Raw genomic sequence first — 23,483 nt, 5'->3', positions numbered from 1 at the left:
TTTTACAGCGCCTTCACAGCGGCCTGTGAGACGATCGCACCATGACGCCGCGTGAGACCGCGCCTGCCCGTGAGGTCCCCGGGGAGCGCACGCTGCCACCCCGCCTCTCGGGCATCGACGCCGCCCGGGGTGTGGCTTTGCTGGGAATGATGGCAACCCACTTGATGCCGACGTTCGGGCCCTCCCCCGATTGGGAACCGACCTGGGTGGGACTGACTTTCTCGGGACGGTCGGCAGCCCTGTTCGCCGTTCTGGCCGGCATTGGCCTGGCGCTCAGCACGGGCAAGCAGCATCCCCGCCACGGCATGGAGCTTTGGGCGGCCCGAGGCGGCGTGGCCATGCGGGCCCTGGTGATCGCCGTCGTCGGGCTGACGCTCGGAGGGCTTGACGTGAACATCGCCGTCATCCTGGTCCACTACGCCGTCCTGTTCCTGTGCATCCTGCCGTTCCTCGGTCTGCGGCTCAAGGCTTTGTGCTTCTGGGCGCTTGGCTGGATTGTGGCAGCACCATTCCTGGCCTACCTCATCAGGCCTGGACTGCTGGACGCCACGCCTCCCCTGGTCCTGGGACACAACCCGAACAGCGAACACTTCGAAACGCCCGGCCGCCTCCTCTCCGACCTCTTCTTCACCGGGTACTACCCGGTGTTCCAATGGATCGCGTACTTGCTGGTGGGATTGGCCATCGGACGGATGGCGCTCACCACCACGACGGTGCACCTGCTGCTTGTCACCTGCGGAATCGTGGTGGCCGCCCTGGCCAAAATCACGGGAACGCTGGCCATGGAAGCGTGGGGAGGCCGCGCCGTCCTCGAAGCACTCCCAGGGACGCGGGGTTATCCGCTGGAGAGCATGTTGCAGGTCAACGTCACCGGGCTACAGCAGGTGGACTCGTGGTGGTGGTTGGCGTCGGCGGCACCGCATGCGGGCACCACCCTTGACCTGTTGCACACCGGTGGCGTGGCGGCCGCAGTCGTCGGCGCCTTCCTCGTGCTCGGAGCTTTGGCCGAACGAAGCAAGGTCAACTTCTTGATCCTCCTCAGCGGACCAGGTGCCATGACGCTCACCCTTTACTCGGTGCACGTCTGGGTAGTGTCCGGGTTCCATAACCGGCCACTGCCCGCAGGGTGGACGCCGGAAGGAATATACTGGACCCAGGCCCTCATCGCGGTAGGCATCGGCGTGTGCTTTGCGCTCCTCCGACGGCGTGGTCCGCTCGAATGGCTCGCACATCAGGCCGCGGGCCTGGGCAGTTACCGCCCCGCGGCCGTCGGTTGAGCGCGGAACAGCTTCACGGCGTCGCGCATGGATGCGCGTGCGCGCTTGCGGTCCCCGGAAGCGTCGTACGCACAACTAAGCCTGAACCAGGAACGCCAATCGTCAGGAGCGGCCTCTGCCTCTGCACGGTACTTTTCAAATTCCGCGTCCGCCGCGGCACGGACAATGCGGCCGCCCGGGGTTCGCGGAAGGTTATCCACCGGCAGCCCGCCCTCGGCTTCAAGGACCTTGGCCATCTGCTCAGTGCGGGCGCCGAACAGCAACTCGCGAATGAGTGCCCAGGCGCCAATGACGGGCAGGACCAAGTACGCCGCACCGATGCCCTTGGCCACGAGGTTGGGGTCGCCGAGGAGCAGGATGGAACGCTGCAACGAGACCACCAGATACAGCACCAGCAACAGGGTGATGGCCCCCACCCAGATCTTGGTGCGGTTCTTCTTCATTGAATCCCAAATACCGGCCATGGCCTAAAGCCCCAGGTCCAAATAGCCGTCGAGCCCAACGGTAAGCCCCGGGTGGGCAGCTACCTTGCGCAGGCCGAGCAAGACGCCCGGCATGAACGACGCACGGTCGAAGGAATCATGGCGCAGGGTCAACTGCTCACCCGCACCGCCAAACAGCACCTCCTGGTGGGCGACAAGGCCACGCAAGCGCACGCTATGGACGCGGACACCGTCGACGTCGCACCCACGGGCTCCGTCCAGGGACGTTTTCGTCGCGTCCGGACTCGCAGGGACCCCGGCTTCCTGCCGTGCTTCAGCGATCAGTTGAGCCGTCCGTACCGCGGTCCCGGAGGGTGCATCAACCTTGTTTGGGTGGTGGAGTTCGATGATTTCCACGGATTCGAAGTACTGCGAAGCCTTCGCAGCGAACGCAGATGCAAGGACCGATCCCAAGGCAAAGTTCGGGGCGATCAGGACACCGGTATCCGGCTTTTGCTCCAAGAGTGAACGCAAGGCCTCAAGGCGCGGGGCATCCCATCCCGTGGTACCGACTACCGCGTGGATACCGTGTTCGACGGCGAACCGGACGTTGGTTTCCGTGGTGTCCGGAACCGTGAGGTCAACAACATATTGGGCACCTGCCTCAAGCAGCGTCTCCAAGGAATCGCCACGACCGAGGGTGGCTACGAGCTTCATATCGTCGGCGGCTTCTACCGCCTTGACGGCTTCGATTCCCATGCGCCCGTGGGCACCCAGCACTGCTACGGCAAGTTGTTCGGTCATGCCCTTAACCCTACCGCCGGGGCGCGTTGGGGCAGGAACCGTTACTCCCCCGCGGTGCCCTTACTCCCCGGCCCCGACCCACTCCACGGTGCCGTCGCTGAAGAACTGCTCCTTCCAGATCGGCACCTGGGCTTTGATCCGGTCCACCAGTTCCGAGCAGACTGCGAAGGCCTGCCCTCGATGGGCAGCGGCAACAGCGCAAACAAGTGCGGGGTCACCGATCTCCAGCGTGCCGATCCGGTGTGCTGCCCAGATGCGGACGGGCTGCGCAGCCTCGCCTGTGTGCTCCGCCACCAGTTGCGCCACCACATCGGACATGATCCGGTGGGCGGTCGGATGGGCGCTGTAGCTCAGCCGGTCAACTGCCTTCCCGCCGTCATGGTTCCGCACGACGCCGCTGAAGCTGACGACGGCGCCGGCGGTGTCCGATTCCACCGCGGCGATGGCCTGGTCCACGGAGATGGCTTCGGCGCTGAGGACAGCGCTCACCACCTCGAAGTCTGTTTCAGTGCCCATGGCTTCCTTCCAATTGCTCGCAGAGGTGCCCGATCACCGGGTCCAGGACGGCGAGGCCGTCCATGACACCCTTCGGTGAGCCGGGGAGGTTGATGATGAACGTCTTCCCCGCAGTTCCTGCGTGGCCACGGCTCAGCATGGCCATGGGTGTCTTGGCAGCACCTGCCCGGCGAATGCCTTCCATGATGCCGGGGATCTCGCGGTCCAAAAGGGGGCGGGTCATCTCGGGCGTGCGGTCATCGGGGCTGAGTCCGGTTCCGCCGCTGGTGATGACGACGGCGGGCTGCTGCGTGAGCAGCGCCCTCAACGCCGCGCCGACCGGCTCGCCGTCCGGCACCACCATGGTGGGAAAAGCATCGAAACCGTGCTCACTGAGCCAATCCAGGATGACCGGGCCGGTTTCGTCCGCATAGATTCCGGCCGCTGCCCGGGTGGAGGCAATGACGACGCCCGCCTTCCGAGGACCGTGGCCGTGGGGTTCGCAGGCGTTCATGCGCGTCCGCCTTCCGGCGGCACAGTCCCGGTGCGTGGCGGGGTTCCCGTCTTCCAGTCGTCGCTGGTCCAGTTACCGCTCTTGCCGCCGCTTTTTGCCAACACACGGATGTCAGTCAGGACTGCGTGCTTGTCCACGGCCTTGATCATGTCGTAGACACTCAAGGCTGCCACGGAAGCCGCTGTCAGTGCTTCCATTTCGACGCCGGTGACTCCCCGGGTCTTGACGGTTGCCAGAACGCCTATCGAGTCACGTCCAAGCTGAAAATCGACGGTGACCTTGGAGATGGGTAACGGGTGGCATAGCGGAATCAGTTCGGGGGTCTTCTTGGCCGCCATGATCCCGGCCACACGGGCGACGGCGAGCGCGTCCCCCTTGGGGAGTTCCCCGGCGCCCAGGAGTTCCAGCACTTCGGCAGTGCTGTGCACCGTCGCCGTGGCAGTGGCCTCGCGCGTAGTGGTCGCTTTCTCTGAGACGTCCACCATTTGGGCGGTGCCGTCGTGCCTGAGGTGCGTGAGGCCGCTGGGGCTGTCGGGTACGGCAGGAGTTTCGTTCACAACATCCATACTTCCACTTCGGCGCCTTCCGGCAGTTCCGTGACGTGGCTGGGAATCTGCACCAGGGCGTTGGAGCGTGCAAGGGCATGAACCAGGTGCGATCCTGCACCGCCCTCCAACCGGACTGAGCCGTCAATGCCGACGGTGCCTCGCCGGACCTGGTGTTTGCCGTCGGGCGACGTGAGGGTACCGACAAGGCGGGCCTTCTGCACCGTCCGCAGCGCCGGTGCTCCGTGGACCAGGGACAGGGCGGGGCGAAGGAACATCTCGAAGGAGACGAGGCAGCTGACCGGGTTGCCTGGAAAGCCCAGGAAGGGGGTCCCTTCAAAATTGCCTATGCCCTGCGGACCACCGGGCTGCATGGCCACCGGCACGAACTCGACGTGGTGCGGGGCCAGGGCCTGGCGTACAACCTCGTAGGCGCCCTTGCTCACGCCGCCTGTGGTCACGATCAGGTCCGCGGTGTCATTCCCTTGGCCGGATCCGGTGTGGTTGCGAAGAACGGCGAGCAAGCCGGCAGGATCGTCGTCAGAAATACCGCTGCGCAGCACCTCAAGGCCTGCCTGGCGCATGGAGGCTTCCAGGAGCGTGCTGTTGGAGTCGTAGATCTTGCCGGTAGCCAGCTCTCGGCCGGGTTCCACCACTTCATCCCCCGTGGTGACCAGCAGGACGCGCAGTGGCTTGCGCACTTCAACGGTTGTCAGGCCGAGCGCGGCCAAAAGACCGAGTTGCGCCGGGCCCAGGCACGTGCCGGCCGGCAACGCCAGCGCCCCTGCTGCGATGTCGCTGCCGGCATTCCGTACGTAGGTGCCCGGCTCTGTGGCTGGCAGTTCGACTACCGCGTCCACAGCGCCCGGCTGCGGAAAGGAGTTGGGGACGGCTCTCTCGATGGGGACAACAGCATCCGCGCCGTCCGGAATCATGGCACCGGTCATGATGGGTGCGGCATGCCCCGGCTTCAGCGGTTCCGGAGCTGCACCGGCGGGAACCGGGGCGGCGACCCTGAGCTCCGCGCCGCCGTCGGGAATTTCCGCGGAGGAGACGGCAAAGCCGTCCATCTGCGAGTTGGCGAACGGCGGGAGGGAGACCGGCGCATGGATGTCGACGGCGAGCGCCTTGCCGAGGGCATCCAGCAGCGGCAGGTGTTCGGTGCCGTTGGCCGCAGCCACGCCGGTTAGAAGTTCCACCACGGCGGCACGGTGGGCAGCAACGGATCTGGGCACGGACATCCTCCTGTGTGGTCACGCTCGGCTTCCGGGGATTATCCGGACCTACCCAGAGTAGGGCCTCAAGCGACCTTGACGTTGATGGTGTGGTAGCCCGTTGCGCCATCCGGGGCAACATGCGTGCGTACTTCGGTCTGGGGTTTGCCCGTGGCGTCCGTTGCGCGGACCTGCACTTCGTAGTCGCCGGGCGTGAGGTCGAGGCCCAGTTGCCACTGGTACCACGTGTCTTTGGAAATCCCCGGTGCGAGTACGGCCTCCTGCCAAGTGCCGCGATTGACGCGGAGTTCAACTTTTCCCACGCCGCGATGCTGCGCCCAGGCGACACCGCCGAATTGCACGCGGCCTGCGGACAGTGTGCGCCCGCTGCGCGGCACGTCGATGCGGGACTGCGTCTTGATCGGACCGCGGTCGCTCCAGCCCCTGGGAGTCCAGTAGGCGACGTCGTCCGCAAAGCGGGTGACCTTCAGTTCGGTCAGCCATTTGGTGGCTGAGACGAATCCATAGAGGCCCGGCACGATCATCCTGACGGGGAAGCCGTGTTCCAAGGGCAGCGGTTCGCCGTTCATGCCGACGGCCAGCAAGGCGTCGCGGTCGTCCGTGAGTGCTTCCAAGGGCGTGCTTGCGGTCCAGCCGTCGTTGCTCGTGGACAGCACCATGTCCGCACCGGGTTTCGGGCCGGCCAGGGCAAGGAGTTCGCGCACGGGCCACCCCAACCACAGTGCGTTGCCTATGAGGTCGCCGCCCACCTCGTTGGAGACGCACGCGATGGTGACGTGCCGTTCAGTCATCGGCTTGGACAGGAGGGTGGAAAAGTCGATCTCAACCTCCCGCTCCACCATTCCCGTGACCTTCAGCTTCCACGCGGGTGGATCGATGGCCGGCACCGTCAGCGCCGTATCGATGCGGTAGAAGTCCGCGTTCGGGGTTACCAGGGGGCTGATTCCATCTACCGCGAGCGAGGCACCCGATGGAATGGGCTGTGGCGTGGTCACAGGATCGGGCAACGTCATGGACCCGCGGAATCCTGAAGCTACGGCGGTCGCGCGGGTGAGGACGGTGGTGACGGCCCCTGCTACCGCCGCCGCCAGTGTGGTGCCTGCCAACGCGTTGAGGAAGCGCCGCCGGGCAAAGGACGCGGCTGGGGTTGTCGGGGCTTCCGTAGTTGCTGGTTCCGGCGGCGTCCACGCCGCCAGCCGGCGGATGAGCGTCCGCAGCAGCAGCATGGTGACGACGGCGGCCACCACCGGAGCCACGGCGGCCTGCGGTGTCGCTTGGGCACGGGTCAGGACGGCCGTCAGCCCGGCGGCACCGGCCAGGCCGGCGAGCACGAGCCCTGTTCCGGTTCGGCGGCGCTCCAGGATGCCCGCGAAGGCGGCCAGGATCGTAGCCACGAGAATGATGGAGGCTACCAGGACTACCTTGTCGGCTGTTCCGAAGAGTTGAATGGCGAGGTCTTTCACGGCCGGCGGAACGGCGTCGATCACAGCACCGCCCAGCGCGGTAACAGGCGAAACGAGGGGGCTGAAGAAGGCGGCCGTCAGCTCACCCGCGATAATCCCGGCCGTGCCGGCCGCCAGCCCGGCCGTGGCTGACCACAGCACCGATTTCGTCACTTCCGGCCTCCTTCGAGGTTGTCTGCCGACTCTTCTGCCCCGCCGACGGGAGCAGTTCCTCCCCAGGCGGCAGTCCCACCGGCCGGGAGGGACAGCGCAAACCGGCAGCCGCCGTCGACGTTTTCCACCGTCACCGCTCCCCCATGGGCCCTGACGATCCCGGACACCATGCTGAGTCCGATGCCCGCCCCGCTGTACCGTCCCTGGAGGGCGGAGTTGCTGCCCCGCGACGGATCCTTCTGCCAACCCGTTTCAAAGAGGTGGGGAAGGTCCTCCTCAGCGATGCCACCGCAGCAATCCTGCACACCGATTACGGCTGTTCCGTTCTCCCGCCCCACCGTGACGTGCACATCGGTATCGGGTTTGCTGTAGATGATCGCGTTGAGGAGCACGTTCCGCACGGCCCTGGCAAGGCTCGGCCCGTCCGCTACCGCCATGCACTCGCGGTCGCCGCCGCCGTCGAGCGTAATGCCGCGCCGCGCAGCGAGCGGGGACAGATCGGAGAGCGCGTCGCTGACAAGGTCATAAAGATCCAAGGGCTCGGCACTCAGGCGCAGGCTGCCCGCCTGGATCTTTGACAATTCGAGGAGGTCGTTCACCATGGCCGTCATCTGCTCGGTCTGGCTGATGATCTTCCGGTAGTACGCGGGCACATCGGAAGCCATTCCGTCCTCCAGGGCTTCCGTCATGGCCCGCATACTGGCCAAGGGTGTGCGCAGGTCATGCGAAATCCACGACACAAGCTCGCGTCGCGCTGTCTCGATGGCCGCTTCGCGCTCGCGCGACTCTGCCAGGCTCCTGCTGCTTGTTTCCAGTTCCTTGGCGAGTTCGGCCAGTTCCGAGGTCATGGCTGGAGCCGCCCGCTTCCCATCCACCGCGCGGCCGTCCAAGGTTTCGCCCCGGCCGAGCCTGCGGGCGGCGTCTACCAAGCGGGCAGCGTTCCGGGAGACACCGGCTCCCAGCATCAGCGAAAGTGCCACCGCCACGGCCGATGCCATCGCCAGGATGTACCACATGACTTCAAGGTCGCGGGCGGAGATGAACATGGCGTTGAAGGCGCTCACCATTCCGGCTACGAGCACCGCAACAGTGGCAACCACGACGAGGCAGATCTGGGCCAACACGGAAGCCCGGCGAAGCAAGCGCAGGAGAAACAGGGTGATGGCGCCGATCACCACAGCCCACAACAGCACCCACGCGAGGATCGTGGCCAGCTCAGTGCCCTGCATGTCCGTCCCCCTGCGAGTCAAAGCGATAGCCGACGCCCCACACCGTCTTGATCAGCTCTGGTTTTGTGGGGTTGTCCTCGATCTTCTCGCGCAGCCGCCGAACGTGGACCGTCACCGTTGAAAGATCTCCAAAGTCCCACCCCCACACGGCTTTGATGAGGTCTTCCCTGCTGAACACCTGGTTGGGCCGGCGGAGCAGGAATGCCAGGAGGTCGAACTCACGCACGGTCAGGGACAGTTGGCCTCCGTTGTGCGTCACCGTGCGGGATGCGGGATCGAGGTCGAAGCCGGCAAGTTCCACCCGCGGTTCCGGGGCAAACTCCTTGACGCTTCGGCGCAGGACGGACTTGACGCGGAGGACCAGTTCCCGCGGCGAAAAGGGCTTGGTGACGTAGTCATCAGCTCCCATCTCCAGGCCAAGGATCCGGTCATCCTCAGTCCCGAGGGCTGTGACCATGATGACTGGCACGCTCATGCTCTGGCGTAGCCTCCGGCACACTTCCACCCCGTCCAACCCGGGCAACATGCGATCCAGGATCACGAGGTCCGGCCCGCGCGTCGCAGCCAGCTTGAGCGCTGTGAAGCCGTCCCCGGCAACATCCACCTGGAAGCCGGCCTGCAGAAGGTAGTCACGAACAACATCGGCGATGGTCTGCTCGTCCTCCACGAGGAGGATACGGCGGTTTCCCGGTTCTGCCGCTGGTGATGCCGATTGCATGGTCACGCTTTCAGCATAGGTTTGCCGCGCCCCACGGGCATCCACCCGGGGCGTCTTCCGGGCAAGCGTACGTATTCCGTAAGAACTGTCCGGCGGTGGGCAACTGTCCGGTGGCTGGAACGCAATGTAGCCAATATCACTGATTGGGCAGGGGTGGCGTAGCCTGAATTCATGAGTGTTCAGCTTGGTATGCCTGTGCCCCCTTCGGGCAGTACGGCGGGCAGCGCGCCGGTTCCGCCGCCGCGCCCGGCTGGCACGCCTGCGGGCCTGTGGGACCGTTACGGCCGGCGGGCTACGGACATGCGCTTGTCCCTCACGGACAAATGCAATCTGCGCTGTACCTATTGCATGCCGGCGGAGGGCTTGGAGTGGCTCTCCAAACAAGCAGTCATGACCAAGGACGAGATCGTTCGCATCGTCCGGGTAGGTGTCAACTCACTCGGCGTCCGGGAATTGCGCCTCACCGGTGGTGAGCCCCTGGTCCGCGCCGACCTCGTGGACATCATTGCCGCAATCCGCCACGACCATCCGGACCTCCCCGTCTCCATGACCACCAACGGCGTTGGGCTGGACAAGAAGGCGGCGGCGCTCAAGGCTGCGGGCCTGACCCGCATCAACGTCTCCTTGGATTCCCTGCACGAAGAAACATTCGCAAAACTTACACGCCGGCCTTTCCTTGACCGGGTCCTTGCCGGTGTCGACGCCGCCTGGGCTGCGGGCCTCGGACCCGTCAAGTTGAACGCTGTCCTGATGCGCGGCATCAACGATGCCGAATCCCCGGGCCTTCTCGCGTGGGCTCTGGACCGCGGCTACGAATTGCGGTTCATCGAACAGATGCCGCTCGACGCGGACCACGGCTGGACCCGCCGCAACATGATTACCGCCGCTGAGATCCGCCAACTGCTTTCACAGGATTTCGTCCTGGGCCCTGACCCCCGCGAACGTGACGGTGCGCCCGCCGAACGGTTTGAAGTACGACGCCGGGACCCGGCTTCCGGTGAAGGGTCAGGCCCGGTCCTGGGTACAGTCGGCATCATCGCTTCCGTGACGGAACCGTTCTGTTCCGATTGCCGCCGCACCCGGATCACAGCCGAGGGAAAGATCATGAGCTGCCTGTTCTCCCGCGAAGAGTTCGACCTCCTCGGGCTGCTGCGAAGCGGCGCCACGGATGACGAGCTGGCCGAACGCTGGCAGGACGCGATGTGGGTGAAACCCAAAGCCCATGGCATGGACCACACCGGCCTCGGCGCAGCGGACTTCGTGCAGCCGGACCGCAGCATGAGCGCAATCGGAGGCTGAATCCTTGCTTGTCCGTTACTTCGCTGCGGCACGCGCGGCTGCAGGCGTCGAAGAGGAAATCCACCCGCTCCCGGAAGGCACCAGCCTGGAGGCACTCCTGGAAGCCGCCCTCGCCGTCGAACGTCCCCTGCCTCCGGAGGGCACACCACCACTTGCCCGGATCGTGGCGCGCAGCAGCTTCCTCCGCAACGAAGTCGCCGTCCGGGACCATTCGGCGCCGCTGGGTGCTGAGGACGTCATCGATGTCCTCCCGCCCTTCGCGGGCGGCTGACAATCAGGCCTTCCGGAACACACTCTTCAGGAGCGGACTGAATCCGCTGCTCCCCTCCAGGCGCAATTCCGCGGTGTGCACCAACACGCCCTCATCCACGCGGAAGGTATGCCTGGCCACGCCGTCAGGCGTCCTGCGCTCCAAAGACAATGTTCCTGCATTCCACGTCCCCCGGACCGGGGCGGAAGGCGGCCGGCCCATGCTGTCCACGTAGTACCACAGCGTGTCGCCATGGGAAGCGTCCACCGTAAACATGCCATGGCCCTCAAAATGCGTCCCGTCAGGTTCGCGGTGCCGGTAGCTTTGCACGACCGCGTGTCCCCCGGCCGCCTTGGTGAAGGCCAACTCCGCTTCAGCGGTCCGCGCTGTCCCCCACGGTGACGACGCTATCTCGGTTATTCCGCGCCAGTGGCCGATGAACGCCTCCAGCATCTGGGCGGCACGACCGGTCGGGGGCAGGTTCATCACGGCTCCAAAGTGGACAGGGCAGCATCATCGTGTGATCATGCTGCCCTTTTCCTGCCGGGGAGTCCAGCTTGCCCGGGCCTCAGAAGCCGAAAGTCTCGTCCTCTTCGAACGGACCCACCACGGTAACGGTGCGGGGAGCCGAGGCGAGCTCCTGCGCCAGGACCTGTACTTCCTCGACGGTGACGGCCTTGATCCGGGCAAGGGTCTCGTCAATGTCCTGGAACTCTCCGGACACCAGTTCGGCCCTGCCCAAGCGCGACATGCGGGAGCCGGTGTCCTCAAGGGCGAGGACAATGCCGCCGCTGAGCTGGCCCACGGCCTTCCTGAGTTCTTCCTCGGTGATGCCGTCCCTGGCAAGCTTGTCGAGCTCCACACCCAGCAGTTCCAGCACTTGGCGGACCTTGGAGGGTGTGCAGCCGGCGTACATACCGAAGTATCCGGCGTCGGCGTAGGCGGCCGTAAAGGAGTAGGTGGAGTAGACAAGTCCGCGCTTCTCGCGGATCTCCTGGAAAAGCCTGGATGACATTCCCCCACCGAGCACCGCGTTGAGAACGCTCATGACGAAGCGGCGCTCGTCCGTTGCCACGATGGTGGGGCACCCCATGATGATGTTGGCTTGCTCCACCGGGCGCTTAACGACGTGGAGGCCCGCCGTCCCGGTGATCACGGCGCGATCCGTGGCCCGTCGCTCCACGGGTGCTGCCCCGGGATCGAGTTGCCAACCCGCGGCTTCCAGCGCTTTGAGCACAAGTCCGCACACGACATCGTGGTCGAGTCCACCGGCCGCGGTGATGACCAGTTCCTCCGGACGGTAGTAACGCTGGTAGTGCTCCCACACTGAATCCCTGGGTACGGCCCTGATGGCATCCGGCGTTCCGCCGATGGGGCGCGCCAGGGGGTGGCTGCCAAGGACAGCCTCCACGAACTTTTCGTGGGCGACATCAGTGGGGTCATCGCTGTCCATCGCGATTTCCTCGAGAATGACGTCCCGTTCCTGCTCCAGTTCCGCCGGATCCAGGACGGCGCCCGTGATCATGTCTGCAATGACGTCGATGGCCATGGGGAGGTCGGTGTCCAGGACGCGGGCGAAGTAGCAGGTGCTTTCCTTCGCAGTGGCAGCGTTGGACTCGCCACCAACCTCGTCAAAGGCCGAGGCGATTTCCAAGGCAGTCCGCCTCTTGGTGCCCTTGAACAAAAGGTGTTCCAAAAAGTGCGTGGAACCGTGCTGCCCCTCGGCTTCGTCCCGTGAGCCGACCGCAACCCAGAAACCGATGGTGGCCGAGCGCTGCCCGGGCATTGCCTCCGTGAGGACGCGGACACCGCCCGGCAGGACCGAGCGCCGTACGACGGAACCACCCTCGGCACCATGGATCAATTCGCCGCCGGGAAGTGTCTGTTCCAGCGGCAGGGGTACGACAGTCATCAAGACCTTTCGGGTAAAGGGCAGCGGGGCCGGTGGACCTTCAAGTCCACCGGCCCCGCCGGGTACTTCTCTACAGACTACTCTGCGGAGGCTTCTGCGGCCTCGGCAGGAGCTTCTTCGGCTGCGCCTTCTTCTTCGGCAACGACCGGAGAGAGGGAGAGCTTGCCGCGGTCATCGATCTTGGTGATCTCCACCTGGACCTTCTGGCCCACGGAAACGACGTCCTCCACGTTGTCCACGCGCTTGCCGTTGGCCAGCTTGCGGAGTTCGGAGATGTGCAGCAGTCCGTCCTTGCCCGGGGTCAGGGAAACGAAAGCACCGAAGGTGGTGGTCTTGACGACCGTACCCAGGTAGCGCTCACCGATTTCCGGTACCTGCGGGTTGGCAATGGCGTTGATGGCCGAACGTGCCGCATCGGCAGACGGACCATCGGTGGCGCCAATGTAGACAGTGCCGTCATCTTCGATGGAGATGTCAGCGCCGGTGTCTTCCTGGATCTGGTTGATCATCTTGCCCTTGGGGCCGATGACCTCACCGATCTTGTCAACGGGGATCTTCACTGCGATGACGCGCGGTGCGAACTCGGAGAGCTCATCCGGGGTATCGATTGCAGCGTTGATGACCTCGAGGATGTGGAGGCGGGCTTCGCGGGCCTGCTTCAGGGCTGCGGCCAGCACGGAAGCGGGGATGCCGTCGAGCTTCGTGTCGAGCTGGATTGCCGTGACGAACTCGGACGTACCGGCAACCTTGAAGTCCATGTCGCCGAAGGCGTCTTCGGCACCAAGGATGTCGGTCAGTGCGGCGTAGCGCGTCTGGCCGTCAACCTGGTCGGAAACGAGGCCCATGGCGATACCGGCAACAGCAGCCTTGAGCGGCACACCGGCGTTCAGCATGGAGAGCGTCGAGGCGCAAACGGAACCCATGGAGGTGGAACCGTTGGAACCCAAAGCTTCCGATACCTGGCGGATCGCGTACGGGAATTCCTCGCGGGTGGGCAGAACAGGAACCAGTGCGCGCTCTGCGAGTGCTCCGTGGCCGATTTCGCGGCGCTTCGGGGAACCGACGCGGCCCGTCTCACCGGTGGAGTAAGGCGGGAAGTTGTAGTTGTGCATGTAGCGCTTGCGCGTGACCGGCGACAACGAGTCGATCTGCTGTTCCATCTTGAGCATGTTCAGCGTGGTGACACCCATGATCTGGGTTTCGCCGCGCTCGAAGATGGCAGAACCATGGACGCGGGGCAGAACCTCGACCTCGGCGGTCAGCTGGCGGATGTCCGTCAGGCCACGGCCGTCGATGCGGATCTGGTCCTTGAGGATCCGCTGGCGGACCACGTGCTTGGTCACGGAACGGAAAGCTGCGGAAAGTTCCTTTTCGCGGCCTTCAAAGTCTGCCGCGAGGGCACCCAGGACTTCGTCCTTGAGGGCGTCGGAGGCGTTGTCGCGTTCCTGCTTGTCGGCGATCTGGAAGACGGCAGCGAGCTTGTCGGCTGCGGCTGCCTCAACGGCGGCGTAGGCGTCGTCCTGGTAGTCAAGGAAGACGGGGAACTCGACCGTGGGCTTGGCTGCGCGGGCGGCCAGGTCGGCCTGGGCTTCACACAGCGCACGGATGAACGGCTTGGCCGCCTCGAGGCCTTCGGAAACAACCTCTTCGGTGGGAGCCGTGGCGCCCTGTTCCTTGATGAGCTGCCAGGAGTTGTCCGTGGCTTCGGCTTCGACCATCATGATGGCGACGTCGTCGCCCGCGATGCGGCCGGCAACAACCATGTTGAACACGGCGTTCTCAAGCTGCGAGTGCTTCGGGAAAGCAACCCACTGCGAACCCTGCTCGTCGGCGATCAGCGCAACGCGGACGCCACCGATCGGGCCGGAGAACGGCAGGCCGGAAAGCTGCGTGGACATGGAGGAAGCGTTGATGGCGACGACGTCGTAGAGCTCGTCCGGGTTGATGGCCAGGACGGTCACGACAATCTGGACCTCGTTGCGCAGGCCCTTGACGAAGGCGGGACGCAGCGGGCGGTCCATGAGGCGGCAAGCCAGGATGGCTTCCGTGGACGGGCGGCCTTCACGACGGAAGAACGAGCCCGGGATACGGCCGGCGGCGTACATGCGTTCTTCAACATCAACCGTCAGCGGGAAGAAGTCGAAGCCCTCGCGCGGCTGCTTGCCGGCAGTGGTTGCGGACAGCAGTGCGGTGTCTTCGTCGATGTAAACCATCGAAGCGCCGGCAGCCTGCTTGGCAAGGCGGCCGGTTTCAAAGCGGATGACACGCTTGCCGAACCGGCCGTTGTCGATGATCGCTTCGGAGAACTGGATTTCGGGACCCTCCATGAGAGTCACCTCCGTTTCTGTTAGCGGAAGTCCGCCGCACCAACCCAGGCCTCTTCTTTATTCCTGGCCTGTACGACACCCGGTCATCGATCGAGATCCACGGGCTGACATCGCCTCCGATGTGCATCCCGGGAATCACTACCGAGGACCGCGAATGCGCGATGCGGTTGATTCCTGTTTTTAGTTGTTGAAGAAGGCGGCCCGTTCCACAAGGGACCGGGCCGCCCAAGGCAGACTAGCGGCGCAGGCCGAGACGCTCGATGAGCGAACGGTAGCGGGCGATGTCAGTGTCCTTCAGGTAGGAAAGCATGCGCTTGCGGCGACCAACCAGCGCGAGGAGACCGCGCTGGGTGTGGAAGTCGTGCTTGTGCTCCTTCATGTGCTCAGTCAGATCCTTGATCCGCTGGGTCAGGACTGCAACCTGGACCTCGGGCGAACCGGTGTCGCCTTCAGAGGTTGCGTATTCCTTGATGATGGACTGCTTTACAGCGGCGTCAAGTGCCACGTGAACTCCTAGAGTTGTGCCGTGCTTCCCGATCCAGCGCTGCGCGGACGGGTTGCCTCTGGCGCGTCACCGCACACAAAAGCAGGTCCAGCTGCCACGGACTGCGGCCGGAACCACTCATCAGTTTACCGGCAGGTCAGCAGTGTTGTCGAAAGCAGGGTTCGACGGCGGCCTGCCGCCCAAGGTCTTCAGCGTTCCTCAGCGGCGGGCCAGCAGTTCGTGCGCCTGCGCCACATCGAGGCACATCTGCTCCACGAGTGCTTCGGGTCCCGTATAAGCGACCATGCCACGCAACCGCTGGGTGAATTCGACCGCGACCGTCTGGCCGTAGAGGTCGAAATCCTCCACCGCTTCTTCGGGACGGTCGATGACGTGGGCTTCAACCTGTCTGCTGACGCCATCGAAGGTGGGATTGGAGCCCACCGAGATAGCCGCGGGCCAGCGGGTTCCGGCCTCGTCGATCAGCCATCCGGCGTAGATCCCGTCCGCGGGTACGTACCCTGTGGAGTCATGCGAGAGGTTGGCAGTGGGAAAACCGAGGTCGCGACCGCGTGCGGCTCCGTGGACGACCTCGCCGCGCATGCGGTGGGGGCGGCCGAGGACGGCGGCAGCAGTCACGACGTCGCCTTCGGACAAGGCCTCCCTGACCCAGGTGGAAGAGCAGCGCCGGTCCGTGTCGCCGTCGTGATGGACCGGGAAGCCTCCTGCACCGTACTCATTCACCACCTGCACTCCAAAGCCGAGCCGTTCGCCCAACTCCTGCATGGTGACGACGTCCCCTACGTTCCCGGCGCCGAAGCGGAGATCGTGACCCACCACGACGTGCTTGGCATGCAGGGCGTCAAGGAGGATGTCGCGCACGAACTCGATGGGCGTCATCGACGCAAGATCCAGGGTGTACTTCATGACGAGGACGGCATTGATGCCTGTGTGGCCCAAGGCCTCGAGTTTGTCCTGAAGGCCCATGATGAGCTCGGGAGCAGAGTCCGGGCGGTGCACCTGGGCGGGGTGGGGATCAAAGGTCACGGCCACGGAGGGGATATTGTGCCGCCGGGCGGTGTCCGTCAATTGGGCAAGGACGTGCTGGTGGCCGCGATGGACGCCGTCAAAGTTTCCAATGGTAACGACTGTTGGGCCGAAGTCCTTGGGGACTTCGGTGGGATCGTTCCAGATGTGGACCATCAACCTCGCCTTTTACTGCAGTTATGCGTTCCGTCCGGCATCCTCCCGGCGCCGGAACATTCTAAGGTTACCCGCTGTGGCCGTTCGTCCTTGACGGCCGGCGGCGGTTGAGCCAGAGCAGGCCGAGGATGGGCAGCACCAGCGGAACAAACCCGTAACCACGGCCGAACAGGGACCACACAGTATCGTGCGGGAAAGCCACCGGATCGAACAGGCTCACGGCTCCCACCACCAGGACCCCAATGAGTTCGACGAGGACGGCTGCAAGCGAAACCTTGAACCACGTCCTGCCCGGCTTGGCGAGGGAAACGGTGGCGACAATATAGACCACTGCTGCGAAGGCAGAGAGGACATGCGCCAGCGGTGCCTCGGCAAACTTTGTGGCGATCTGGTAGCCGGCCCGGGCTGTGGCCGAGAGCGCGAACACGGCATACACGGCGATCAGCAGCCTGCCGGGACCTGTGTTCCGGGTGTCCCTGGTGGACTTTTGAGGCTGCCCGTTGACGGCTTCTGTCTCGGTTCCGGTCACGTTGTGTTCTTCCTTCAAGGTCAGTACCAGATCTGGTTCATGCGGGCGGCCATGACGAGTGCGGTGACTCCCACCGCGGCCAGGACGAAGTTGCTCCAACGGGTCCGTTCAAGGATGGACCAAAACACGGCACCCGGTGGAATCATCAACGCGGTGACCAGGTAACCCCAGAACTCCCATGCTTCGCCCGCAATGTGCTCCCCCAGGGCAACGCGGACGATGGAGCCGACGAGGTAGACCACCAAGGCGAGTTCAACGGCGAGGACCGAGAAGATCGTGAGGTCGTTCGGGGCTTTTTTCATGGCGCCGGCCACCACGCAGAGAATCGTGGAAATCAGGCCGACGATGAGGATGGAGTAGAAGTAGCCGTCCATGCCTACGTACCTTGACCTGTTCCGCCGTTTCCTGTGCCGGGCGCAAAGACCAGCACAGGCTTGGCGAAGCTTCCGCTGTCGGCCAAGAGGGCGACCAGTTCTCCGGACGGCGCGAACGCCGCTGCAGGGTTCTCGGCCGTCGCGGCAGCAGGGGTTCCGGCTCCCGGACCCGCGGAAATGCGCCGTCCAAAGGAAATCTCCGTGGTTTCGTCATCGCTCAATTCCCGGTTGGGCATGAGGGACCGCGCGGCCAGTGACATCTCCAGGATCTCCAGTTCCTCAGCGAGTTGCTCCAGGGTACGGGCTTGGTCGATGGTGTATGGGCCCACTTGGGTCCGCCGCAAGGCCGTCAGGTGCCCGCCAACACCCAAAGCGCTGCCCAGGTCCCGGGCGAGTGCCCTGATGTACGTACCTGAAGAACACTCGACGGTGACGTCGATGTCCACTACCCGGCCGCCGTCGAGCCGGTTGATGGCGTGGACGTCGAAGCGGTGGATCACCACGGGACGCGCCGCGAGCTTGACTTCCTCACCCGAGCGGACGCGGGCGTAGGAGCGTTCACCATTGACCTTGATGGCGCTGACGCTGCTCGGTACTTGCTGGATGGGGCCGGTCAAGGCGGCGACCCCACCCGCGATGGCGTCAGCCGTGACGCCGGCCGCGCTGCGGGTTTCCGTGACGTCGCCCTCGGCGTCGTCGGTGATGGTGCTTTCGCCGAGCCTGATGGTGGCGGTGTAGGTCTTGGAGGTGCCCACGATGTAGGTCAGGAGCCGCGTGGCCTTGTTGATGCCCAGAACCAGGACACCCGTCGCCATGGGATCGAGCGTTCCAGCATGCCCCACTTTCCGGGTACCGGCCAGTCGCCGCATCCGGCCAACCACATCGTGGCTGGTCCATCCCTGCGGTTTGTCAACGATCACCAGTCCAGAAAGCACGCTTACCAGTATATCGGTGGCTAGGATTGCTCCCATGCCTGAGCTTGCTGCCCACGTCCGCGATGTCCCCGTCAACCAGATCCGCGAAATCACGGAAGCCGCATGGGCCACTCCCGGCGCAGTGGTCCTCAGCATCGGCGAACCCGGCTTCCCGCTGCCACGGCATGTGCTCGACGCCGGCATCGCGTGCCTCGACCGCGATGAAACCAACTACACGCCGAACGCCGGCATACCCGCTTTGCGGGAGGCCTTTGCGGCCAGGTTCCGTGAGCATCATCACGTCGAGATCGGCGCGGAGCGCGTCTATGTGGTGGCCGGCGCCCAGCAAGGCATACATCTGGCCATGAGCTTGCTCCTGTCCCCCGGCGACGAAATCCTGATTCCCAACCCCGGGTACCCAACGTTCGCCATGACGAGCCGGCTCCTCAACGCAGTGCCCGTGCAGTACCCCCTGTACCCGCAGAACCGGTTCCAACCCCGCATCGAGGACATCGAAGCCCTGATCACACCCCGGACACGGGTCCTGATGTTGAACTCCCCCTCGAATCCCTTGGGTGCGGTTATTACCGAGGAAGCAACCCGCAGGCTCGTGGACCTGGCCGTGCGGCACGACCTCTGGATTATTTCCGACGAGTGCTACGAGGCTTTCACTTTTGACGTACCTCATGTCAGCCCGGCCCGCTTCGACAGCGACGTCCCCGGCGAAGCCCGTGTCTTCACGTCCCTGACGCTGTCCAAGACATATGGCCTGACGGGCCTGCGCATCGGCGCGTTGGTCTGCCCGCCGGGCTTGGAAAAGAAGATGAACAACGTCATGGAATCGATCGTGTCCTGCGTGGCCTCACCGCCGCAGTATGCCGCACTGGCAGCATTGACCGGTCCGCAGGACTACGTGACGGAAGCCCGCAACCATTACCGCAGCAATCGCGACGCGGCTTCGGCTGTTCTTGAAGCCAAGGGGATCCCGTTCCTCGGAGCGCAAGGTGCGTTCTACTTATGGGCGGACGTCTCGCATGTCAGCGGCGGCAACGTCCGGGGCTGGGCGCGGTCGTTCCTGACGGATTCAGGAGTCGCTGTCGCTCCCGGTACGGCCTTCGGGTCGATTGGCGAGGGTTGGATCCGGATTGCGCTCTGCGGGGACCAGGAAAACCTGCTCGACGGCGTCAGTCGCCTTCCTGCCCGTGCCTGACAGCGCCGAGGTGCTTTGGTCGCTTCAGTAGTCCGTGCGTCCGGCGTTGTTGCGCCACGCCTCGAACGGAGACTCGGAGAGGTCCAGCGGGTTGTGTTCCACGGGAAGCAGAGCGGGGTTCGTTCCGGCGAAGTACTCATAGAACACAGCGTCATCAAAGCCTGCACGGGCGGCCCCATGACGGTCGGCGGCGAAGTAGACACGCCCGATCCTTGCCCATAGTGCCGCAGAGAGGCAGAGCGGACACGGCTCGCAACTGGCGTAAAGGATTGAACCGCTGAGGTCGAAATTAGCTGTTTCCGCTGCCGCTCGTCGGATGGCAACAACTTCAGCGTGCGCTGTTGGATCGTTGTCCCGGGTAACCCGGTTGACCCCCTGATGCGCAGTCCCGTCAGGGGTGACCACCACGGCACCGAAAGGTCCGCCGCCGTCGGAAACGTTATGGACGGCGAGCTGGATGGCCTGGTTCAGGAAGTGCTCGCGGTCGCGGGCATCGGGTTCTTGGGCATCGGGATCTTGAAGACTGTGCGCCGGCATGCTCCGATCTTAGCGAGTCCGGGTACGGCAGATGCCCTTTAGAGAAGCTCTAAAGGGCATCTGTGGACAAACACGGAAGGCGTTAACGGTGTGCGTCTTCGTCCAGGTCGTCATCGCCGGAGAGGTCAAGCTCCTCTTCGTCGAAGTCGTCTTCGTCGATCTCCTGCGCACTCTTGTACGGGTCGGCATCGCCGGCGTGCTTGGCGCCTGCGGCCAATGCAGCCACCTCGGCATCACGGCGTTTGGCTTCGCGAAGCAGATCCTCAAGGTTGGAGGCGTTGACCGGTATCTGGTCGGCCACGAATTCGAGGGTCGGGGTGAGGCGGACCGTAATATTGCGGCCCACTTCCTGGCGCAGCACACCCTTGGCCTTCTCCAATGCCTTGGCGGCGTCGGAGTGGGCTACCTCGTCACCGAAGACGGTGTAGTAGACGGTGGCGTGCTGAAGGTCGTTGGTGACGCGGGCGTCCGTGACCGTGATGGCTTCGACGCGCGGATCCTTGATCCTGCGACCAAGTGCCTCGGCGACGACAACCTTTATCCGCTGCGCCAATTTGGCAGCGCGTGCCGGATCGGCCATGTCTTCCTCCTGAAAAGTAGAAACGGGGACGGAACGGGTCCGCCGGGACTTCCCGACGGACCCGTTCCGAGCGGAACCTAGACGCGCGGCTTCTCGCGCATCTCGAAGGTCTCGATGATGTCGCCTTCAGCGATGTCGTTGAACGAGCCCAGGCCGATACCACACTCGAAGTCGGTACGGACTTCAGTGGCGTCATCCTTGAACCGCTTGAGGGTCTCAACGGTGAGGTTGTCACCGATGACCTTGCCGTCGCGGCTGACGCGTGCCTTGGTATTACGGCGGATGATGCCCGTGCGGACGATCGAACCTGCGATGTTTCCGAACTTGGACGAACGGAAGACTTCGCGAACCTCGGCGGTACCGAGCTGAACCTCTTCGTACTCCGGCTTGAGCATGCCCTTGAGAGCCATCTCAATGTCATCGATTGCCGCGTAGATGACGGAGTAGAAGCGCATGTCGACGCCCTCACGGTCGGCCAGTTCGGCCACCCGTTCAGCCGGCTTGACATTGAAGCCGATGATGATGGCGTTGTCCACGGTTGCCAGGTTGACGTCGTTCTGCGTGATGGCACCCACACCGCGGTGGATGACACGGAGCTGAACGTCGTCGTCTCCGACGTCGATCTTGAGCAAGGCATCTTCGAGGGCTTCCACGGCACCGGAGACGTCACCCTTGAGGATGAGGTTAAGGGTGTCGATCTTGCCTTCGGCGACAGCTTGGTCGAAGTCTTCCAGGCTGATGCGCTTGCGGCGCTTGGCCAGCGCAGCGTTGCGGTCTGCCGCTTCACGCTTCTCGGCGATCTGGCGGGCCGTACGCTCGTCAGGCGTCACCAGGAAGGTGTCACCTGCACGCGGCACGTTGGAGAGGCCGAGCACCTGGACCGGACGGGACGGCAGTGCGACATCGAGTGCCTCGCCGTTCTCGTCGAACATTGCACGGACGCGTCCGTGGGCTGTACCGGCCACGATCGTGTCGCCAACCGCCAGGGTACCGGACTGCACCAGGACGGTAGCCACGGAACCGCGGCCCTTGTCCAGGTTGGCTTCGATGGCGATGCCTCGAGCGTCCTTGTCCGGGTTGGCACGCAGGTCCAAGGCGGCGTCCGCCGTCAGGAGGACAGCTTCGATCAGTTCATCGATGTTCAGGTTCTGGCGCGCAGAGACCTCAACGAACATGGTGTCGCCACCGTACTCTTCGGGAACCAGGCCGTACTCGGTGAGCTGACCCTTGACCTTGTCCGGGTTGGCACCTTCCTTGTCGATCTTGTTCACCGCGACGACGATCGGCACGTCGGCCGCCTGTGCGTGGTTGAGCGCTTCCACCGTCTGCGGCATGACGCCGTCGTCGGCTGCGACAACCAGGATGGCGATGTCCGTGACCTTGGCACCACGGGCACGCATGGCGGTGAACGCCTCGTGGCCGGGGGTGTCGATGAACGTGATGTCGCGCGGAGTGCCCTCGTGGATGTGGCTGATCTGGTAAGCGCCAATGTGCTGGGTGATGCCACCGTGCTCGCCGGCCACAACGTTGGAGTTGCGGATGGCGTCGAGCAGGCGGGTCTTACCGTGGTCAACGTGACCCATGACGGTGACGACCGGCGGACGTGCCTCAAGGACGTCGTCGCCTTCGGCGTCGAGTTCGCCCTGGAGGTCGATGTCGAACGAGTCGAGCAATTCGCGCTCTTCGTCTTCCGGCGAAACAACCTGCAGCTTGTAGCCCAGTTCGGCGCCGAGCAGGCCAAAGGTGTCTTCATCCAAGGACTGCGTTGCCGTTGCCATTTCACCAAGGTGGAACAGCACGGTCACGAGCGATGCGGGGTTCGCATCGATCTTCTCGGCGAAGTCCGTGATGGAGGAACCACGGCGCAAGCGGATGATGGTCTCGCCGTCGCCACGGGGTACGGTCACGCCGCCCAGCGACGGAGCACTCATCTGCTCCAGTTCCTGGCGCTTTGCGCGCTTCGACTTACGCTGCTTGCCACGGCCCGCACCGCCCTTGCCGAAGGCACCCTGGGTGCCTCCACGGCCACGGCCGCCCTTGCCGAAGCCACCGCCGGCGGGTGCACCGCCACCGGTACCGGCACCGGGGGCGCCACCGGGACGACCCGGTCCGCCCGGACGGCCGGCACCACCGGGACGGCCTGCGCCACCCGGAGCCGGACGCTCGGTACGGTTGGGCATCATGCCCGGAGTAGGACGGTTGCCGCCGGGACCACCAGCGGGTCGCGGTGCTCCCGGACGCGGCGCACCGGGGCGCGGAGCACCCGGACGCGGTCCACCGGAACCGGCTGCGGGACGGGGACCGCCCGCACCGGCAGCGGGACGGGGACCACCGGGGCGTTCGCCCTCGTTGCGGCCACCCGGACGCGGCATGCCCTGGGACGTAGCAAACGGGTTGTTGCCCGGACGCGGCGGACGTTCGCCGTCGCCGCCACGGCCGCGGGGCATGCCCTGGGACGTAGCAAAGGGGTTGTTGCCCGGGCGGGGACCACCGGGACGCGGAGCCTGGCCGCCCTGGCGTGCCGGAGCCGGCGTCTCAGCCTTGGGAGCCGGACGCGCTCCGGGCTTTGCCTGAACGGGGGTGGATGCTGCCGGAGCAGCGGGCGTCGCGGCAGCGGGTGCAGCCGGTGCCGGAGCTGCCGGAGCAGGAGCCGCGGGGGCCGGAGCCTTCGGAGCTGCCGGGCCGGGTGCCGGAGCAGCCGGACGGGACGCTGCTGGTGCGGCCGGAGCCTTGGGAGCTGCTGCGGGTGCGGCCGACTTTGCAGCTCCTGCGCCCGGGTAGGCGTCGCGAAGCTTCTTCACGACGGGGGCCTCAATGGTGGAAGAGGCGGAGCGAACGAATTCGCCCAATTCCTGCAGTTTGGTTACTGCATCTTTGGAAGTGATACCGAGCTCTTTGGCGAGCTCATGTACGCGGACCTTGGCCACATTTCTCCTGTCTCGGTCCGCACCGAGCCAGGCACGAACCGTCTACTTCTTACTGCGGACCCTCGCCACACATGCGGCGAAA

24 protein-coding genes are annotated in these 23,483 nt (G+C 64.8%); 4 read left to right on the top strand and 20 right to left on the bottom strand.

The window, feature by feature from the left end:
- Positions 1–41 precede the first annotated feature (41 nt).
- On the top strand, positions 42–1,277 hold the full coding sequence (locus AB0N65_RS08995; RefSeq protein ID WP_364160261.1) for a heparan-alpha-glucosaminide N-acetyltransferase domain-containing protein: 1,236 nt from the start codon (positions 42–44) through the stop codon (positions 1,275–1,277).
- Here AB0N65_RS08995 and AB0N65_RS08990 read toward each other — a convergent pair.
- From AB0N65_RS08990 to AB0N65_RS08950, 9 genes are read right to left on the bottom strand one after another with little or no spacing between them, the layout of a single operon-like run.
- The gene (locus AB0N65_RS08990; protein WP_364160259.1) at positions 1,253–1,741 is read right to left on the bottom strand and encodes a hypothetical protein; all 489 of its coding nucleotides are present in this window, start codon (positions 1,739–1,741) and stop codon (positions 1,253–1,255) included. The two genes, AB0N65_RS08995 and AB0N65_RS08990, sit on opposite strands and share 25 nt — an antisense overlap.
- A 3-nt stretch (positions 1,742–1,744) precedes the next feature.
- Positions 1,745–2,503 (bottom strand): 4-hydroxy-tetrahydrodipicolinate reductase, encoded by a 759-nt coding sequence (gene dapB / locus AB0N65_RS08985; protein ID WP_364160257.1) that lies wholly within the window; start codon positions 2,501–2,503, stop codon positions 1,745–1,747.
- A 60-nt stretch (positions 2,504–2,563) separates the two neighbouring features.
- Positions 2,564–3,019, bottom strand: a complete 456-nt coding sequence (locus AB0N65_RS08980; protein WP_364160255.1) for a molybdenum cofactor biosynthesis protein MoaE — start codon at positions 3,017–3,019, stop codon at positions 2,564–2,566.
- The gene (locus tag AB0N65_RS08975) at positions 3,009–3,512 is read right to left on the bottom strand and encodes a MogA/MoaB family molybdenum cofactor biosynthesis protein (protein ID WP_364160253.1); all 504 of its coding nucleotides are present in this window, start codon (positions 3,510–3,512) and stop codon (positions 3,009–3,011) included. The genes AB0N65_RS08980 and AB0N65_RS08975 overlap by 11 nt, the downstream gene beginning before the upstream one ends.
- A complete protein-coding gene (gene moaC / locus AB0N65_RS08970; RefSeq protein WP_364160251.1) occupies positions 3,509–4,078 on the bottom strand; it encodes a cyclic pyranopterin monophosphate synthase MoaC in 570 nt (189 codons plus the stop codon). Before moaC ends, AB0N65_RS08975 begins: the two co-directional genes overlap by 4 nt.
- Entirely contained in the window at positions 4,066–5,298 is a 1,233-nt protein-coding gene (glp, locus tag AB0N65_RS08965; RefSeq protein WP_364160249.1) for a gephyrin-like molybdotransferase Glp, read from the bottom strand. The genes moaC and glp overlap by 13 nt, the downstream gene beginning before the upstream one ends.
- A gap of 59 nt (positions 5,299–5,357) precedes the next feature.
- Positions 5,358–6,908, bottom strand: coding sequence for a molybdopterin-dependent oxidoreductase (locus AB0N65_RS08960; RefSeq protein WP_364160247.1), 1,551 nt, complete (start codon positions 6,906–6,908; stop codon positions 5,358–5,360).
- Positions 6,905–8,137: a HAMP domain-containing sensor histidine kinase gene (locus AB0N65_RS08955; protein WP_364160245.1), complete on the bottom strand. Its 1,233-nt coding sequence runs from the start codon at positions 8,135–8,137 to the stop codon at positions 6,905–6,907. The genes AB0N65_RS08960 and AB0N65_RS08955 overlap by 4 nt, the downstream gene beginning before the upstream one ends.
- The gene (locus tag AB0N65_RS08950; RefSeq protein ID WP_364160388.1) at positions 8,124–8,855 is read right to left on the bottom strand and encodes a response regulator transcription factor; all 732 of its coding nucleotides are present in this window, start codon (positions 8,853–8,855) and stop codon (positions 8,124–8,126) included. The genes AB0N65_RS08955 and AB0N65_RS08950 overlap by 14 nt, the downstream gene beginning before the upstream one ends.
- Positions 8,856–9,026: 171 nt before the next feature.
- Here AB0N65_RS08950 and moaA point away from each other — a divergent pair, with 171 nt between their 5' ends.
- Both moaA and AB0N65_RS08940 read left to right on the top strand, forming a co-directional pair.
- On the top strand, positions 9,027–10,154 hold the full coding sequence (gene moaA, locus AB0N65_RS08945; protein ID WP_364160243.1) for a GTP 3',8-cyclase MoaA: 1,128 nt from the start codon (positions 9,027–9,029) through the stop codon (positions 10,152–10,154).
- A gap of 4 nt (positions 10,155–10,158) precedes the next feature.
- Entirely contained in the window at positions 10,159–10,425 is a 267-nt protein-coding gene (locus AB0N65_RS08940; protein WP_364160241.1) for a MoaD/ThiS family protein, read from the top strand.
- A gap of 3 nt (positions 10,426–10,428) precedes the next feature.
- On the opposite strand, the gene AB0N65_RS08935 is transcribed toward AB0N65_RS08940, so the two are convergent.
- From AB0N65_RS08935 to truB, 8 genes are all read right to left on the bottom strand, one after another.
- The gene (locus tag AB0N65_RS08935; protein WP_364160239.1) at positions 10,429–10,890 is read right to left on the bottom strand and encodes a DUF1579 family protein; all 462 of its coding nucleotides are present in this window, start codon (positions 10,888–10,890) and stop codon (positions 10,429–10,431) included.
- 82 nt (positions 10,891–10,972) lie between these two features.
- Positions 10,973–12,316, bottom strand: coding sequence for a pitrilysin family protein (locus AB0N65_RS08930; protein WP_364160237.1), 1,344 nt, complete (start codon positions 12,314–12,316; stop codon positions 10,973–10,975).
- Positions 12,317–12,393: 77 nt separating this feature from the next.
- Positions 12,394–14,643, bottom strand: a complete 2,250-nt coding sequence (locus AB0N65_RS08925; protein WP_364160235.1) for a polyribonucleotide nucleotidyltransferase — start codon at positions 14,641–14,643, stop codon at positions 12,394–12,396.
- Positions 14,644–14,878: 235 nt separating this feature from the next.
- Positions 14,879–15,148 carry a 30S ribosomal protein S15 gene (rpsO, locus tag AB0N65_RS08920; protein WP_144663024.1) on the bottom strand — a complete coding sequence of 90 codons (270 nt, stop codon included), beginning with the start codon at positions 15,146–15,148 and terminating at the stop codon, positions 14,879–14,881.
- Between the two features lie 198 nt (positions 15,149–15,346).
- On the bottom strand, positions 15,347–16,330 hold the full coding sequence (locus AB0N65_RS08915; protein WP_364160232.1) for a bifunctional riboflavin kinase/FAD synthetase: 984 nt from the start codon (positions 16,328–16,330) through the stop codon (positions 15,347–15,349).
- Between the two features lie 67 nt (positions 16,331–16,397).
- Positions 16,398–16,859, bottom strand: a complete 462-nt coding sequence (locus AB0N65_RS08910; RefSeq protein WP_364160230.1) for a hypothetical protein — start codon at positions 16,857–16,859, stop codon at positions 16,398–16,400.
- A 20-nt stretch (positions 16,860–16,879) separates the two neighbouring features.
- Positions 16,880–17,233 (bottom strand): hypothetical protein, encoded by a 354-nt coding sequence (locus AB0N65_RS08905; RefSeq protein ID WP_364160228.1) that lies wholly within the window; start codon positions 17,231–17,233, stop codon positions 16,880–16,882.
- Positions 17,234–17,235: 2 nt separating this feature from the next.
- On the bottom strand, positions 17,236–18,168 hold the full coding sequence (truB, locus tag AB0N65_RS08900) for a tRNA pseudouridine(55) synthase TruB (protein WP_364160226.1): 933 nt from the start codon (positions 18,166–18,168) through the stop codon (positions 17,236–17,238).
- 34 nt (positions 18,169–18,202) lie between these two features.
- Here truB and AB0N65_RS08895 point away from each other — a divergent pair, with 34 nt between their 5' ends.
- Positions 18,203–19,357: an aminotransferase class I/II-fold pyridoxal phosphate-dependent enzyme gene (locus AB0N65_RS08895; protein WP_364160224.1), complete on the top strand. Its 1,155-nt coding sequence runs from the start codon at positions 18,203–18,205 to the stop codon at positions 19,355–19,357.
- 24 nt (positions 19,358–19,381) lie between these two features.
- On the opposite strand, the gene AB0N65_RS08890 is transcribed toward AB0N65_RS08895, so the two are convergent.
- The 3 genes from AB0N65_RS08890 to infB all read right to left on the bottom strand — a co-directional run bounded on the left by AB0N65_RS08890 (position 19,382) and on the right by infB (position 23,401).
- Positions 19,382–19,894 carry a nucleoside deaminase gene (locus AB0N65_RS08890; RefSeq protein ID WP_364160222.1) on the bottom strand — a complete coding sequence of 171 codons (513 nt, stop codon included), beginning with the start codon at positions 19,892–19,894 and terminating at the stop codon, positions 19,382–19,384.
- Positions 19,895–19,976: 82 nt separating this feature from the next.
- A complete protein-coding gene (rbfA, locus tag AB0N65_RS08885) occupies positions 19,977–20,474 on the bottom strand; it encodes a 30S ribosome-binding factor RbfA (protein WP_364160220.1) in 498 nt (165 codons plus the stop codon).
- Positions 20,475–20,551: 77 nt separating this feature from the next.
- A complete protein-coding gene (gene infB / locus AB0N65_RS08880; protein ID WP_364160218.1) occupies positions 20,552–23,401 on the bottom strand; it encodes a translation initiation factor IF-2 in 2,850 nt (949 codons plus the stop codon).
- Between the last annotated feature and the right edge of the window lie 82 nt (positions 23,402–23,483).

Source organism: Paenarthrobacter sp. NPDC089322, assembly GCF_040684895.1.
GTDB lineage: Bacteria > Actinomycetota > Actinomycetes > Actinomycetales > Micrococcaceae > Arthrobacter.
Note: the sequence above shows the minus strand (reverse complement) of the source record. Positions and strands in the feature narration are given on the sequence as shown.